The 14,644-nt window shown below is 52.6% G+C and carries 12 protein-coding genes; 9 read left to right on the plus strand and 3 right to left on the minus strand.

Annotated elements, in window-relative coordinates; genetic code table 11:
• The 3 genes from PJE062_RS20420 to ctrA all read right to left on the minus strand — a co-directional run bounded on the left by PJE062_RS20420 (nucleotide 1) and on the right by ctrA (nucleotide 2,328).
• Nucleotides 1–837 carry a DMT family transporter gene (locus PJE062_RS20420; RefSeq protein ID WP_037037775.1) on the minus strand — a complete coding sequence of 279 codons (837 nt, stop codon included), beginning with the start codon at nucleotides 835–837 and terminating at the stop codon, nucleotides 1–3.
• A 110-nt stretch (nucleotides 838–947) separates the two neighbouring features.
• A complete protein-coding gene (locus tag PJE062_RS20425) occupies nucleotides 948–1,424 on the minus strand; it encodes an SAM-dependent methyltransferase (protein ID WP_008551600.1) in 477 nt (158 codons plus the stop codon).
• A gap of 214 nt (nucleotides 1,425–1,638) precedes the next feature.
• Nucleotides 1,639–2,328 (minus strand): response regulator transcription factor CtrA, encoded by a 690-nt coding sequence (gene ctrA / locus PJE062_RS20430; protein WP_008551652.1) that lies wholly within the window; start codon nucleotides 2,326–2,328, stop codon nucleotides 1,639–1,641.
• Nucleotides 2,329–2,701: 373 nt separating this feature from the next.
• Between ctrA and fliI the strand changes: the two genes are divergently transcribed.
• From fliI to PJE062_RS20475, 9 genes are all read left to right on the plus strand, one after another.
• On the plus strand, nucleotides 2,702–4,027 hold the full coding sequence (gene fliI / locus PJE062_RS20435; RefSeq protein WP_050773963.1) for a flagellar protein export ATPase FliI: 1,326 nt from the start codon (nucleotides 2,702–2,704) through the stop codon (nucleotides 4,025–4,027).
• 30 nt (nucleotides 4,028–4,057) lie between these two features.
• The gene (fliJ, locus tag PJE062_RS20440) at nucleotides 4,058–4,465 is read left to right on the plus strand and encodes a flagellar export protein FliJ (RefSeq protein WP_008551685.1); all 408 of its coding nucleotides are present in this window, start codon (nucleotides 4,058–4,060) and stop codon (nucleotides 4,463–4,465) included.
• Nucleotides 4,466–4,701: 236 nt separating this feature from the next.
• Nucleotides 4,702–5,142 carry a paraquat-inducible protein A gene (locus PJE062_RS20445; RefSeq protein WP_008551729.1) on the plus strand — a complete coding sequence of 147 codons (441 nt, stop codon included), beginning with the start codon at nucleotides 4,702–4,704 and terminating at the stop codon, nucleotides 5,140–5,142.
• Nucleotides 5,143–5,280: 138 nt separating this feature from the next.
• Nucleotides 5,281–7,557, plus strand: coding sequence for a mechanosensitive ion channel domain-containing protein (locus PJE062_RS20450; protein WP_008551290.1), 2,277 nt, complete (start codon nucleotides 5,281–5,283; stop codon nucleotides 7,555–7,557).
• 296 nt (nucleotides 7,558–7,853) lie between these two features.
• Nucleotides 7,854–9,377 (plus strand): glycerol-3-phosphate dehydrogenase, encoded by a 1,524-nt coding sequence (gene glpD / locus PJE062_RS20455; RefSeq protein ID WP_008551634.1) that lies wholly within the window; start codon nucleotides 7,854–7,856, stop codon nucleotides 9,375–9,377.
• A gap of 279 nt (nucleotides 9,378–9,656) precedes the next feature.
• Nucleotides 9,657–11,156: a glycerol kinase GlpK gene (glpK, locus tag PJE062_RS20460; RefSeq protein WP_008551623.1), complete on the plus strand. Its 1,500-nt coding sequence runs from the start codon at nucleotides 9,657–9,659 to the stop codon at nucleotides 11,154–11,156.
• Between the two features lie 193 nt (nucleotides 11,157–11,349).
• Entirely contained in the window at nucleotides 11,350–12,267 is a 918-nt protein-coding gene (locus tag PJE062_RS20465; RefSeq protein ID WP_008551608.1) for a dihydrodipicolinate synthase family protein, read from the plus strand.
• The gene (locus tag PJE062_RS20470; RefSeq protein WP_008551577.1) at nucleotides 12,249–13,484 is read left to right on the plus strand and encodes an FAD-binding oxidoreductase; all 1,236 of its coding nucleotides are present in this window, start codon (nucleotides 12,249–12,251) and stop codon (nucleotides 13,482–13,484) included. The genes PJE062_RS20465 and PJE062_RS20470 overlap by 19 nt, the downstream gene beginning before the upstream one ends.
• A gap of 85 nt (nucleotides 13,485–13,569) precedes the next feature.
• Nucleotides 13,570–14,616 (plus strand): 4-hydroxyproline epimerase, encoded by a 1,047-nt coding sequence (locus tag PJE062_RS20475; RefSeq protein ID WP_008551655.1) that lies wholly within the window; start codon nucleotides 13,570–13,572, stop codon nucleotides 14,614–14,616.
• Nucleotides 14,617–14,644 lie beyond the last annotated feature (28 nt).

Genomic DNA, 14,644 nt, shown 5'->3' on the forward strand with positions numbered 1-14,644 from the left:
CTACTTGGGTTTCCTTTGATATGCTGAAACAGCTACACCGCAGAGCACCATGACGGTTGCCATGATGAAACGCAGGTCGATGGCTTCAGCGAGGAACACAATCCCACCAGCAGTGGCTATGATTGGTACGGTGAGCTGAGCAACGGCAGCCGTGCTTGTTTGAAGCTGCGGGATGATTGCATACCAGAGGGCATAGCCAAGACCTGAGGTGATGGCGCCGGAGATGACGGCTAAGACTACGCCTGCCAAGGTGATTTCACTGTTATCAGGAAACAGCAGAAGTGCCAAAGCAACCAAAGGGATGGCATAGAGGAAGTTCATTCCTGTGTCTTTCAGTGGGTTTGCTGCGCCTCTGCCGATGATGGAGTAAATGCCCCAGCCGACAGCAGCAATGGTCATGAGACCTGCTCCGAGTGGATTTATGCCTGCGTTTGCGGGGGAAAGCAGGTATACGAGGCCCGAAAACGCAAGGCCCGCGCCGATCCATTTCTGCAATCCCAGCTTTTCACGTTGAAGGAATGCGCCAGCGAACATGGTGATTTGCACCGCTCCAAAGAGCAGAAGTGCGCCGAAGCCGGCATCCAGAGAGATGTAGGCGTGTGAGAAGCCGAGAATATATGCGCAGAGTGCGAGCACTGCAGGATAGTTCGGCTTAGAGAACTGAAGTTTCTGGCTTCTGACGAAAATGAGGGCGAGAAGCAAAACGGCTCCGGCAATGACCCTGATGGTTGCGAATGCGGATGGTCCAATCTCACCATCTGCGAGTGCCAGTCGGTTCAAAACGGAATTGGCAGCAAAAGCGACCATGACAATAGATGTAAGAATAAAAAGCCTCATGGGCGCACAATGGCAAGAAAGCCTTATGATTGGCAAAACACTTAGGCGTTATTGGAGGTGTTTTCTCGATTAGCCTCCACGAGAAACGCAGAGGCTAACCGGTCGCTCATTTATGCGAACTCAGCTGCCCAGTCGAAATCAGCTGATGCTTCATAGGATTGAGGCCAGTGCTTGCACCATTCTCGTCCATGACACTGCTCTACCCGATCCGAGGCTGGGAAGTAGGGTTTGATGTCCAGCAGCGGTGTGCCTGGTTCTGCATCAATGTAAGGGACGGTGATGAGGCCGTGTTCTACATCGACATTCAGCAATGACACCGTTGAGAGGCCGATTGGGTTCGGACGGGCAGGGGATCTTGACGCGAACGTGCCGATCTCATGATTTGCCTTGGCGTATGGAGCTGGGAATTGCAGCGTATTCCGATCCTGCTCTGTGGCCGCCTGATCTGCCCACCACAGGATTAGGGCGTGGCTGAAGTCAGAGAGGTGCAGGAGAGCTGGTCTGTAATCTGACTGGATGTTGAGCTGGAACAGCCCATCGGTTGCTGTGATGGTCCCGATGGCTCTCAGGTCTGCAAAGGATTGCATCTTCGTATCCTCATATGTGTTTCGGAAGTCATCAAGCTTGATGAGGCTACCCTCTGCTTACTTTCACCAAAGTGCAAGCTTTAGCGGTTTTGAGGATGAAATGCGTTTTGTTGCAGTTGGTTAGGCGAGAATAAGAAAAGCCCTGCGTGGTGTTGACCAAGCAGGGCTTCTACTGAAACTCTTTGAAAGTTTGCTTTGGGAGAGCGGTGGGCTCTTAAGCTGCTTTCTCTTCTGGTTCGCGCAGCACGTAGCCGCGACCCCATACTGTTTCGATGTAGTTTTTGCCAGCGGTTGCAGAAGCGAGCTTCTTGCGGAGCTTACAAATGAACACATCGATGATCTTCAGCTCAGGCTCGTCCATGCCACCATAGAGGTGGTTGAGGAACATTTCCTTGGTGAGGGTGGTGCCCTTACGAAGGGAGAGAAGCTCGAGCATCTGGTATTCTTTACCAGTCAGATGTACGCGTTGACCTGCAACTTCAACAGTCTTCGTGTCGAGGTTTACGGTGAGGTCACCGGTAACAATCACGGACTGAGCATGACCTTTCGAACGACGTACAATTGCATGAATACGTGCAATCAGCTCATCCTTGTGGAATGGCTTTGTCATGTAATCGTCAGCGCCGAAACCAAGGCCACGGACCTTGTCTTCAATGCCAGCCAGACCGGACAGAATAAGAATAGGTGTCTTCACCTTGGATACGCGCAGTGTACGCAGTACCTCATAACCGGACATGTCCGGCAGGTTCAGATCCAGCATGATAATATCATAATCATACAGTTTGCCGAGGTCGATGCCTTCTTCGCCGAGATCTGTCGTGTAGACATTAAAGTTCTCGGATTTGAGCATCAGTTCAATGCTTTGTGCAGTAGCACTATCGTCCTCGATCAACAATACACGCATGTTAATCCCCTCGTGTTGCCTTTCCTGGGCAGTCGCGCCGGCCCAAAAACACAAACCGTTGCGAAGGAATACTATAAACCCGACTCAATTGAATGAGTTTATGGTTAACAGAACTCGAATCGCTACCGCAAGCGTTTTACTCTGACGTGGAACAGTTCTCTGGGTACAACCTAGAATTCAGGGGTGTAACCTTTCCTGTTCAACATTTTGAGACCGGTTGGCTTTCAATCGAATCAAGTGCTACTGAAAGCCATGTTTAGACGCTTCGTTTCCTTGAAAGGGCTATACGCCATTCAAAGTCTCCCCAATAACATTAAGCAGAAGCGTAAACGATCGGTTACCATCGACGAAAATGATTAATAGGGAATCTGTTTTGGACTCGCTTTTTGCAGAAATCGAATCATGCCTCCCAACCGAAATTTACGGGAGAGTAGAAGCAGTTAAGGGACTTCTGATCGAGGTCGCAGGCCCTGTTTACGCCATGAGCGTCGGGGCGCGTCTACTAATAGAAATAGGGGAGAACGCAGCGTCAATTCAAGCTGAAGTCGTCGGTTTTCGAGACGGAAGAGCGCTTTGTATGCCGTTTGGCGAGCTCGATGGTGTGCGTCATGGTAGCAAGGCGAAGCTGATTTCTCGCGAGAGTATCGTGCATCCATCGAGTGGTTGGCTGGGGCGTGTTGTTAACGCTTTGGGTGAGCCAATTGATGGAAAAGGACCGCTTCCATTCGGATCAATTCCGAGAAAATTGCGTGATTCACCACCTCCGGCTGCAGAAAGAGCGCGTGTTGGAGGCCCGATTGACCTGGGTGTGAGATCTCTTAACAGTTTTGTAACGTGTTGTCAGGGACAGCGCCTCGGTATTTTTGCCGGGTCTGGCGTGGGTAAATCTGTCCTTATGTCTATGCTTGCGCGCAATGCGGAAACCGAGGTGTCTGTCATTGGTCTGATTGGTGAACGTGGGCGTGAGGTTCAGGAGTTCATTGAGGACGATCTGGGCGAAGAAGGTTTGGCGAAGTCTGTTGTGGTGGTGGCAACCTCTGACGAGAGCGTCCTCATGCGCCGGGAAGCTGCCTACCTTACACTGACGCTCTCTGAGTACTTTCGTGATGAAGGCAAGAACGTTCTTTGTATGATGGACTCGGTGACACGCTTTGCTATGGCGCAGCGCGAGATTGGCCTTTCTGTTGGTGAGCCGCCGACATCTAAAGGTTATACGCCGACTGTTTTTACTGAACTGCCGAAGTTGCTGGAGCGTGCAGGGCCAGGTGCGGTGGGCAAAGGCTCAGTGACTGCACTCTTTACTGTGTTGGTTGAAGGCGACAACCATAATGAGCCTGTGGCGGATGCGGTGCGTGGTATCCTTGATGGGCACATTGTTATGGAGCGGCAAATTGCCGAACGTGGTCGCTACCCGGCCATTAACGTGCTAAAATCTGTCAGTCGAACTATGCCGCGTTGCGTGCCTGAAGAAGCCTTGCCGATTCTCCGGCGTGCCAAGCAGTTGATGTCTGCCTACGCGGATATGGAGGAACTGATCCGTCTGGGTGCGTATAAAGAAGGTGCTGACCCCCTCGTAGATGAAGCTATTGCTAAATATGACGCCCTCGAAGCGTATCTTGGGCAAATGAAGGGGGAAAAAACTACAATTGAAGAGGGATATTTCCAACTTGCTCACCTTTTGGAAATGACTCAGGCGTAAGCTCACTCTCCGGTAAAGGGAGTATTGCGTATGAAGAATCGTGAAGGCCTTTTGAAGCTGAAGAAGTTCAATGTTGATGAGAAACGCCGTCAGGTGACTCAGATTGAAACGATGTTGAGCGATTTTGATCGAATGGCTGAAGATCTGGAGAACCAGATTGTTCAGGAGCAAAAACGTGTTGGCATTGATGATGTCACTCATTTTGCTTATCCGACTTTCGCTCGTGCAGCTGCACAGCGCCGGGATAACCTGAAGCACTCAACGGAAGAGCTGAAGGCTCAGCTTGAGAAAGCTCAGGATGAATTGACGGAAGCTGTTTCCGAGTTGAAGAAGATCGAGTTGATGGACGAACGCGACCAGATGCGCCAGCGTGCGGCTATGGAAGCGATTGAACAAGACGGAATGGACGACATCGCCGGGCGGATGGCTCGTCGCTAATCTTCCCCGGGGCTGAGAGTTCGTGGTCATTCCGCATGAATGACCTGACATTCTTGCGACCCCAGACTGGTCTTACCTCTTCAATATCCTTTATTGATCGCACTGCGCCCGTTCGCGGTGCGATACCTCGTGGTTGCTTTCATTTCACCAATGTTTATCTATAGGCTGTTGCGCCGTGCCCCGGTTGCCGGGTCAAAGCACTATCCATTTTTCGGGAAGACGCTTCTGGAGCCTATATGCCTGTTTTACTTGGTTTCTTAATTCCAATTGCTGCGTTTTCGTTTGGCCTCGGCCTTACGCTTCCCTTATTGAGTATGGAGCGTCTCTACTTTTTACAGGACACACCTAGCCTGTTGCAGGTGATCAGCGGGCTTTATGAGGATGGTGAGGTTTCCATCGCTGGTCTTGTGTTTGTGTTCTCCGTCTTCCTGCCTGCTCTTAAAATTCTCGTTCTTGGTATCTCTGCTTTGCATCGGTCTTCCAGCAAGTGGCTCACCACGCTGAGTTATCTTGGTAAGTGGTCCATGATGGATGTGATGCTGGTGGCGCTGGTGATTTTTGCGGCCAAGACCAGTGGGCTCGCCAGCGCTCAGGTTTTGCCGGGGCTTTGGTTTTATGCCGGAGCTACGCTTTCAACGGCGGTTGCTGCATTTATGGTTGGGCGACGCGCCAAATAACCTCTGCATGCTTTGATCTGTCAAAAACCCTGTTTGCGCAGGGTTATTTTGTCGGTTTGTCTTCACCAGATCTTCTCGTTTATGGTGTAAAGCGGTAATGTTCGCTTGATTTTTGCACGTTTCCATTCTGGGTGATCCATGCTTTTCCGGTTTATTCTTGCAGCGTTTGCTGCAATCTTTCTTAGTTTTGCCAATGTCGCGCAGGCTCAAGATTCCTCAGCTTCGGCAGAGGGAGGGGCTGACGTTCAGCAGGCCAAGCAAGCCCTGATCAAGGTGCTTGAAGACCCGAAAGGTCGTGAAGCGCTCATCAAGATATTGCAGGAAGAACAAGCGAAAAGTGCTTCCGGATCTGAGGTGTCTGGCACACCGGTGAACCCGGAAGCGAAAGCAACGATTGCTGCGCAGATCGGGTCTTATGTGCAGGAAGGCGTTACAAGCTTTTATGATTTTGGCGCGCTCATTATCTCAGGTCTTTCTGGTTATGAAGACCTGATTGATGGGCAGTCGCAGGTGGATCATTCGCGGCTGTGGGATGGCATTTTCAGTATTATTCGCGTGTTACTGCCAGCCTATCTAGTGCTGATTATTTTACACCGTGCTTCAACGGCTTACATGCGTCGCCATGAGAAAGGACCGGATCGTCATTCGCTGTTTTTCCGCGTTGGTTTGCTGGCAATTACCTCGGTTTTTGATGCTGCGTTTGTGGGCATTGCGTCGGGTGTTGGTTATCTGTCTGCTTATATCTTCTCATCAGATCCGACGGTGCAGAGCATCAACAATGTTGAGCTGTTCGCTATCAATGCCTTCTTCCTGATTGAGATGTCACGTGTTGTGATCCGCTTTGTGTTTGCACCGCACCGCTCTGCTTTCCGACTACTGCCATTCTCTGATAGTGAAGCTGTTTACTGGGCACGCCATCTGATCCTGATTGTCGGTATTCTTGGTTTCGGTGTGCGTTTGGCTGTGCCAATGGTGGGCGTGAACTTCTCAGCTCAGTTGGCTGGCAGTGTGCGTGTCACAGTGGTGCTGCTCTGTATTGTCTATCTGACGACAATCATTTTGCGGTCCCGTTTGCGGGTGCGGGATGCTATTCGCGTCTATGCGGATAGCTTCAAAGGTTCCAACTTCTCGGTTCAGCTGTTTAAGGGGCTGGGTTTCGTCTGGCATCTGCTGGCGCTGCTATATGTGTTTGCGATCATGGTTGCGTGGTTGCGTACGCCGCTTGACGCGATCAACTACATTGCCCAAACCAGTGCGATTTCCTTGCTTGTTATCTTTATCGGGTTGGGTATCATGATCTTGCTGACGCGGGTTATCCGCAAAGGTGTCGATCTTCATGATGCGCTGGATCATGTTCTGCCGACATTTGAAGACAGGCTGAACTCGTTCCTTCCCGCTGTTTGTGCCGTGCTGCGGGTGATCGTTGGTATCTGCGTAGTTATTGGCGTTCTGGAAGTCTGGGGTGTTGGCAGTTTCTGGCAATGGATCTGGACGGGTGATGGTATTGCTTTTGCAAACGCTGTGATGTCCGCGGTCATTGTTATTCTTATCGGCTTTGCTCTGTGGCTGACGATCATGTCCTGGATCGACCTGCGTATTCTGGAGCGTGAAGGCAAGACTGTTTCCAGCCGCACCAAGACGCTGTTCCAGTTGTTCAGCAATGCACTTTCTATCCTGATGATCGTGATGTTTACGCTTCTGGCTTTGTCTGAGCTCGGCATTCAGATTGCGCCATTGATTGCAGGTGCTGGTGTTGTTGGTCTGGCGGTATCGTTCGGCTCGCAGAAGCTGGTGCAGGATGTGATTACCGGTGCCTTCATTCAGCTGGAAAACGCCATGAACGAAGGGGACTTCGTGGAGGTTGGCGGTATCAGTGGTACGGTTGAGCGCTTGAGCATTCGTAGTGTGAGACTGCGCGATCTGAATGGTACCTCTCACATTATTCCATTCTCTTCTGTGACCAGTGTTTCCAACTCCACGCGTGACTTTGCCTATGCTGTTTCCGTGATGGGTGTTGGGTATGACACCGACATTGAAGTGGCCAAGGAAGCCATGCACGAAGCGTTCCGCCGGTTGGAGGAAACGCCGCACAATGTTGCGATCCTTGGTGAGCTGGAGATGCATGGTGTGACTGCGTTTGGTGACTCGGCCATCAATATCCGCGCACGCATCAAGACCCTGCCGGGCAGCCAGTGGGCGATTGGCCGTGCTTATAATGAGTATCTGAAGGTCGTGTTTGATGAGCGCGGCATCGATATTCCGTTCCCGCAAGTCACCTACCATGTGGCCAGTGACAGCAGTCCGGAGGAGGTTCCTCAGGTTGAGCAGAAAAAGCCTGCTCCGGCCAAGGGACGTAGCTCCAAAGCTGGAGGGAGTGAAGGTGATAACACCTCCGAGGAGGATGGTCAGAGCTGATGTAACCCTAGGTGAATCAGTCTCCTGAAACCTGCTAGTTTCAGTTTCGTATGAAAAAAGCGCGCTCGTGTTCGAAACGAGCGCGCTTTTTTATTGTTGCCCAGTGTTAAACAAATTGACGAGAGAAATCGGGCAATCGAGCGATTTTTTCTCTTGCTTGTGGGAGTTTCGTTTTAATACATATATATGATAATAGGTTTCGTTGACTTTCGAAAATATTCGAATAGGTTCGGCGTAACGAATATGCGTGCTATCACGGATTCATTGGCGAGAACCGTGGAATTGAGGGGCCAACCATGAGTAAGAGCTATGATCTATTTGTCATAGGGGGCGGGATTAACGGCTGCGGTATTGCACGTGATGCCTCTGGTCGCGGGCTTTCAGTTTTTTTGGCGGAGAAAACTGACTTTGCAAGCGCGACCTCTTCGGCCTCTACCAAGCTGATCCACGGTGGATTGCGGTATCTGGAATATTATGAGTTCCGTTTGGTCCGTGAAGCGCTGAAGGAACGTGAAGTTCTGCTGAACATGGCGCCACACATTATCTGGCCTCTGCGCTTTATTCTTCCACACCACAAGGGCCTGCGTCCGGCATGGTTCCTGCGTCTTGGTCTGTTCATGTATGACCATCTGGGTGGTCGTAAGCTGTTGCCAGCCACAAAAACTGTGCCGCTTGATCGTGCGCCGTTCAATGATGGGCTGAAGTCTCTGTTCACACGCGGCTTCGAATACTCCGACTGCTGGGTGGATGATGCGCGCATGGTGGTGCTGAACGCGCGTGATGCTGCGGCTCGTGGTGCTGAGATCCGCCGCAACACGGAAGTTGTTCGTGCCTCTCGTACTGACAGCGGTTGGGAAGTTGAAATTCGCGATAGCGTGAGTGGCAAGAGCGAGCTGGTTCAGGCGAAGGCGCTGGTGAACGCGGCTGGTCCTTGGGTGTCCAACGTTCTGAAAGGTGCGATTGGGCTCAACAGTCAAGCGAATGTGCGTCTGGTGAAGGGCAGTCACATCATCGTGCCGAAGATGTTTGAGCATGACCGCAGCTTCATTTTCCAGAATGCGGATGGTCGTATCGTCTTTGCGATCCCTTATGAGAATGACTTCACGCTGATCGGCACCACGGACGTTGATTATCAGGATGATCCTGCCGGTGTTTCCTGCTCTGATGATGAGGTCGCTTATCTGTGCAGCGCCGTGAGCGAGTACTTCTCCAAAGAAGTGACGCCGGACATGGTTGTGCGTACGTACTCAGGTGTCCGCCCGCTTTATGACGATGGTGCAAGTGAAGCACGTGCTGCGACTCGTGATTACGTCCTGGAGATGGATGAAGGTGAGAACAAAGCGCCGCTGCTGAGCGTGTTTGGCGGCAAGATCACCACTTATCGCCGTCTTGCGGAACATGCGCTTGAGAAGCTGGCTGTTTATCTGCCGCAAGCTGCGAAGAAGAATGCATGGACGAAGGACAGCGTTCTGCCGGGTGGTGATTTTGAGCCGGGTGACTTTGGGGCCAAAGTTGCTGCGCTGAAATCAGCTTATCCGTTCCTTGAGCATGACCACGCTTATCGTCTGGTGCGCTCCTATGGTTCTGATGCCATGAGAATCCTTGGGTATGCGAAGACCACAGCTGAGCTGGGTGCACATATTGGTGGCGACCTTTATGCCTGCGAAGTGAACTGGCTGGTTGAGCAGGAGTGGGCTGTGACTGCGGAAGACATTCTGTGGCGGCGCTCCAAGCTGGGTCTGCATCTGCCGAAAGAGGCTGCCGGTGTGCTGGAGCATTATCTGGCGAGCTACTTTGAAGCGAACCGTATGGCGGGTTAAGTTACAAGGCTCTGTTTTTCTTTTTGTGCGTATTCTTATCCGAAAACCGGAACCACTTTTCGGGAATACGCTTTGTCAGAAAGGCAGAGCCTGTTTTATGTCATGGCGCCTTGTATGGGATGGTATACACAAAGGTTGGCCTTTATCTTGGTGTTTTGACCTTGGTATTTTGGTAAGTGACATTCTAGGTTCATCATCAGATTGTTTCGGCGTCTCAGAAAAGATACTGGCGCAAAATTGGATTTTTGAAGAGGGAAAACCTCTTCCGGGGAGGAATATATGACAGGGTGGGTGCTCTCCATTGATCAGGGGACGACGTCAACGCGTGCGATCGTTTTTAATGACAGCTTCGAAAGTGTGGGTGTTGGGCAGCGAGAGTTTCCGCAGCACTTTCCGCATGAAGGTTGGGTAGAGCACGATCCTGAAGACCTCTGGAACACGACTGTCGAGACCTGCCGCGAAGCACTGTCGGAAGCGGGCCTTGCTGCTGAAAAGATTATCGGCGTGGGCATCACCAACCAGCGTGAGACAACTCTGATCTGGGATCGCAAAACCGGTGAGCCGGTTTACAACGCGATTGTCTGGCAGGACCGCCGCACCTCTGCTTTCTGCAGCACGCTGAAAGCGGCTGGTCATGAGGAGATGTTCACCCGCAAGACTGGACTGCTGCTTGATCCATACTTCTCCGGCACTAAAGTGGCCTGGATTTTGGACAATGTAGAAGGTGTACGCGAGCGGGCGGAAGCTGGTGAGTTGGCGTTTGGTACCGTTGATACCTGGTTGATCTGGCGTTTGACCGGCGGGAAGTCTCATGTGACTGACGCGACCAATGCGTCCCGTACGCTTCTTTATAATATTGGTGAGAACCGCTGGGATGAAGAGCTGCTGGCGCTGCTGAACATTCCGATGAGCCTTCTACCAGACGTGAAAGACTGTGCGGATGAGTTCGGCACGATCACTGCGGATCTTCTGGGTGCTGAGCTGCCAATTTATGGTGTGGCTGGTGACCAGCAGGCGGCAACGGTTGGGCAAGCTTGCTTTAAGCAGGGCATGGTGAAGTCCACGTATGGCACCGGCTGCTTTGCATTGCTGAACACCGGCGAGGAGCTGGTTTACTCCAAGAACCGTCTGCTTTCCACGATTGCCTACCGTTTGAATGGCAAGACCACCTATGCGTTGGAAGGCTCTATCTTTATTGCGGGTGCTGCTGTGCAGTGGCTGCGGGATGGGCTGAAGATCATCGACAATGCGGCGCAGACACAGCTGATGGCTGAAAATGCAGATCCGGAAAGCCATGTTTATCTGGTTCCCGCGTTTGTTGGTCTGGGTGCTCCTTACTGGGATCCTGAAGCACGGGCGGCGATCTTCGGTATGACCCGTTCCACCGGTCAGGATGAAATTGCGCGGGCGGCACTGGAAAGCGTTGGCTACCAGACTGTTGATCTGATCAACTCCAAGTCCTCCGACATGGGCTCTCCGCTGAATGGCGACACCGTACTGCGCGTTGATGGCGGTATGGTTGCGTCTGACTGGACCATGCAGTTCCTTGCAGACATTCTTGGTCGTCCGGTGGACCGTCCTGTTGTTCAGGAAACCACTGCACTTGGTGTTGCATGGCTTGCGGGCATGAAGGCTGGCGTGTGGCCGAGCATGGAAGAGTTCTCTCAGCGTTGGCATCTGGACCGTCGTTTTGAGCCAAACATGGAAGCGGCTGAGCGAGAGAAGCGACTCTCCGGTTGGCATGATGCGGTCTCCCGCACACGATCTCAGGCTTCCTAAGTCTGTGTGAAATTGGCTGCGGAAGGTGCCGGATTGCCGGTTACACACTTTCCGCAGCGTCATTAACTCACTGAATTTATTGCTTTTCCACTGTGGTTCTGGATTAATTTGCTTTCAGATATATCACAGTATTGACCTTTGAGGGTTTGGGGGTCATATTGCCTGTAATATATCACAGGTGAGGATGATCAAAATGTGGACTGGTGTTTACCCGGCTGTCACAACTAAATTTACAGAGAACGATGAGCTTGATTTTGCAGAGATGGAGCGTTGCTTCCAGCTGCAGATGGAAGCCGGCTGCGACGGCATCATCGTATGCGGTTCTCTTGGTGAAGCCATGGCGCTGGAGCCAGAAGAGAAAATCGAAATTCTCAAGATTGCCAAGAAGGTATGTGGTTCCAAGCACGTCATCATGACTGTGTGCGAAAGCTCCACTCGCCGCGCTGAAAAAGCGGCAGCAGATGCAGCTGCAGCTGGGGCCAATGGCTTGATGGTTCTGCCGGGCGTTCCATACCGCTCTGCACCGCATGAGACTGTGGCTCACATTAAAGCCGTTGCCAAAGCTGGCGGCATTCCGGTGATGGTGTACAACAATCCGGTTGCTTACGGTGTTGATGTCACTCTGGACATGTTTGCTGAGCTGGCAGATGAGCCGCTCATCGTTGCAATGAAAGAATCCACCGACGACATTCGCCGCGCGACTGAAGTGATCAACCGTTTTGGTGACCGCTTCAAGGTGCTGACTGGCGTGGACAACCTTGCGCTTGAGAGCCTGATGATGGGTGTTGATGGCTGGGTTGCTGGTCTTGTTGTTGCCTTCCCACGTGAAACTGTTGCGATCTACCAGCTGGCAAAGGCTGGCCGCTATCAGGAAGCGCTTGAGATTTACCGTTGGTTCCGTCCGCTTCTCGATCTGGATGTGTCCACCAATCTAGTCCAAAATATCAAGTTGGCAGAGATGGTTGCGATCGGTTCTAATGACCGTGTCCGTGCGCCGCGTCTGGCATTGTCCGGTGCTGAGCGTGCACGCGTCATCAAGGTGGTGGAAGATGCTATTGCATGCCGCCCGGAACTGCCGGAGCTTAAAGAGCTATGCGACACATCCATGTAATCGGAGCCGGGGTTGTTGGATTGGCAACAGCCCTGCGCCTTCAGCAAGAAGGCCATAAGGTTGCTCTGATTGACCGCAATGGTCCGGGTGAAATGGCCAGCCGTGGAAACGCGGCTGGCATTGCATGGACTGATGTTGCGCCTTTGGCTTCTAAAGGAATTTGGCGGAAGATACCCGGTTGGTTGCTTGACCCACTGGGGCCGCTGGCTGTGCGCCCGGCATATGCGCTTAAAATTCTGCCATGGATGCTGCGGTTCTCGCGGGCATCTTTTCCTGACAAACTGAAACACAGTGTTCTTGGCAAAGCGGCCATCAACAAAGCGTCCCTTCCGGCGTGGGAGCGGCTGTGGCAGGCGTCCGGCACGCGGCATCACGTGTTCCTGAAGGGTTGTCTTGAGGTTTATACCGAGCAGAGCCAGATCGAAGGCGTTCGCGGCGAATGGCAGGAGCAACGGGAACACGGCATTGAAGTGCAGGAACTCACTGGAGATGAGATCCGGGAACTTGAACCTGACTTTGCCGGTAGCGTTGTTGGTGGAGCCTTAGTCCCGGGATGGATGAGTGTGGATGATCCGCATGCTCTATGCCTGAGCCTTGCGGAAGCGTTTGAGCGCAACGGTGGCAAGATCCTCAAGTCCTCGGTTTCTCATATTCAGCCGCAAGGGGATCATATCGTTCTGCATATAGACGGTGAGGAGCAAATCCTCAGCGATCATGTGGTGATTGCCTGTGGTGCGTGGTCCAAGACGCTGGCGGCCCAGTTGGGAGACAAGGTGCCGCTTGAGACGGAGCGGGGCTATAACACCACGTTCTCAGACCCCAATGTATCTCTGAAGCACGCGGTTATGGTGCCGGGGCTTGGGTTTGCGGTGACGCAGCTTTCTCACGGATTGCGTGTTGGTGGTGCGGTTGAGTTTGGCGGCCTTGAGCTGGATGCCAACTGGAAGCGTGCGGATGCGATGGCTGAAAAGGCGTCTCGTCTTCTACCGGGATTGAACCGTGACAACGGCATCCGGTGGATGGGGCATCGGCCTTCCATGCCGGATACTCTGCCGGTTATCGGACATTCGAAACACAGCGAACGCGTGACATATGCGTTTGGGCATGGTCACCATGGCCTTACACAGGCAGCAATTACGGCTGAACTGGTCAGTGACCTGATTTGCGGTGAAACACCAAAAATAGATTGCACACTTTACAGTGCTCAACGATTTTAAACTGGTCCTTCCGGGGAGATTAGAGGGCTCCATCGGTTGACCGTTGGCATCTTGCTGAGATGCCATGGAATGAGGGGAGGGGATCTTGGTCTCCAAGAGTTTTTTCTGTGTTGATGGGCATACCTGCGGCAACCCTGTGCGACTGGTTGCGGGCGGTGCTCCGGCTTTGCGCGGCAATGATATGCTGGAGCGGCGGGCGGATTTTCTCAAACGCTATGACTGGATCCGTACCGGCCTGATGTTTGAGCCGCGTGGGCATGACATGATGTCCGGCTCCATGCTTTTTCCTCCGACACGGCCTGACTGTGATGTGGCGGTACTGTTTATCGAGACATCCGGCTGCCTGCCCATGTGTGGGCACGGCACCATCGGCACCATCACCATGGCTTTGGAAGAAGGGCTGATTGAGCCTCGTGAACCGGGGAAGGTGTATCTGGATACGCCAGCCGGTTTGGTGGTTGCCGAGTATTTTGAGAAGGACGGATACGTTGAGAGTGTTCGCCTGACCAACGTGCCGAGCTATCTGGCAGAGACGGGCATGAGCGTTGATCTACCGGGTGTGGGTCAGATCAGCGTTGATGTGGCTTATGGCGGAAACTTCTATGCCATTGTTGAGGAACAGGAGAACTTCCCGGGCCTTGAGAATGTGAGCGTCTCACAGCTGCTGGACTGGAGCCCGCGTCTGCGCGCTGCGTTGAATGAGAAGTACTCTGTGACCCATGCAGAGGACGAACGTATTCACGGTATCAGCCACATTCAGTGGACTGGCAAACCGACCTCAGATGCTGCTGATCGGCGTAATGCGGTGTTTTATGGCGATAAGGCTTTGGATCGTAGCCCGTGTGGCACTGGCACCTCCGCTCGATTGGCACACCTTTACGCCAAAGGTGAGCTGAAGGTTGGCGACACCATGCGCCATGAATCCATCATCGGCTCTGTGTTCGTTGGCGGTGTGAAGGAAGCAGCCAAAGTGGGCGGGCATGACGGCATCATCCCAACCATCGAAGGCTGGGCCCGCAAGATAGGTTACAACACCCTCTTCCTCGACGATCGCGACCCCTACATGACTGGCTTCCAGCTGGCCGCTGAAGGTGTGAAGCACTTTCCGGATAAAGGGAGTTACGAAGGATAGCGTAGTAGAGTAGGCCACTTGAAAAGCA

Origin of the sequence: Pseudovibrio sp. JE062, from assembly GCF_000156235.1 — a bacterium.
Lineage (GTDB): Bacteria > Pseudomonadota > Alphaproteobacteria > Rhizobiales > Stappiaceae > Pseudovibrio.

Coding starts and splice junctions, on each gene's coding strand:
- PJE062_RS20450 (WP_008551290.1), top strand. CDS start 5,281: ATGCTTTTCCGGTTTATTCTTGCAGCGTTTGCTGCAATCTTTCTTAGT.
- glpD (WP_008551634.1), top strand. CDS start 7,854: ATGAGTAAGAGCTATGATCTATTTGTCATAGGGGGCGGGATTAACGGC.
- glpK (WP_008551623.1), top strand. CDS start 9,657: ATGACAGGGTGGGTGCTCTCCATTGATCAGGGGACGACGTCAACGCGT.
- PJE062_RS20425 (WP_008551600.1), bottom strand. CDS start 1,424: ATGCAATCCTTTGCAGACCTGAGAGCCATCGGGACCATCACAGCAACC.
- PJE062_RS20465 (WP_008551608.1), top strand. CDS start 11,350: ATGTGGACTGGTGTTTACCCGGCTGTCACAACTAAATTTACAGAGAAC.
- PJE062_RS20420 (WP_037037775.1), bottom strand. CDS start 837: ATGAGGCTTTTTATTCTTACATCTATTGTCATGGTCGCTTTTGCTGCC.
- PJE062_RS20470 (WP_008551577.1), top strand. CDS start 12,249: ATGCGACACATCCATGTAATCGGAGCCGGGGTTGTTGGATTGGCAACA.
- PJE062_RS20445 (WP_008551729.1), top strand. CDS start 4,702: ATGCCTGTTTTACTTGGTTTCTTAATTCCAATTGCTGCGTTTTCGTTT.
- ctrA (WP_008551652.1), bottom strand. CDS start 2,328: ATGCGTGTATTGTTGATCGAGGACGATAGTGCTACTGCACAAAGCATT.
- fliJ (WP_008551685.1), top strand. CDS start 4,058: ATGAAGAATCGTGAAGGCCTTTTGAAGCTGAAGAAGTTCAATGTTGAT.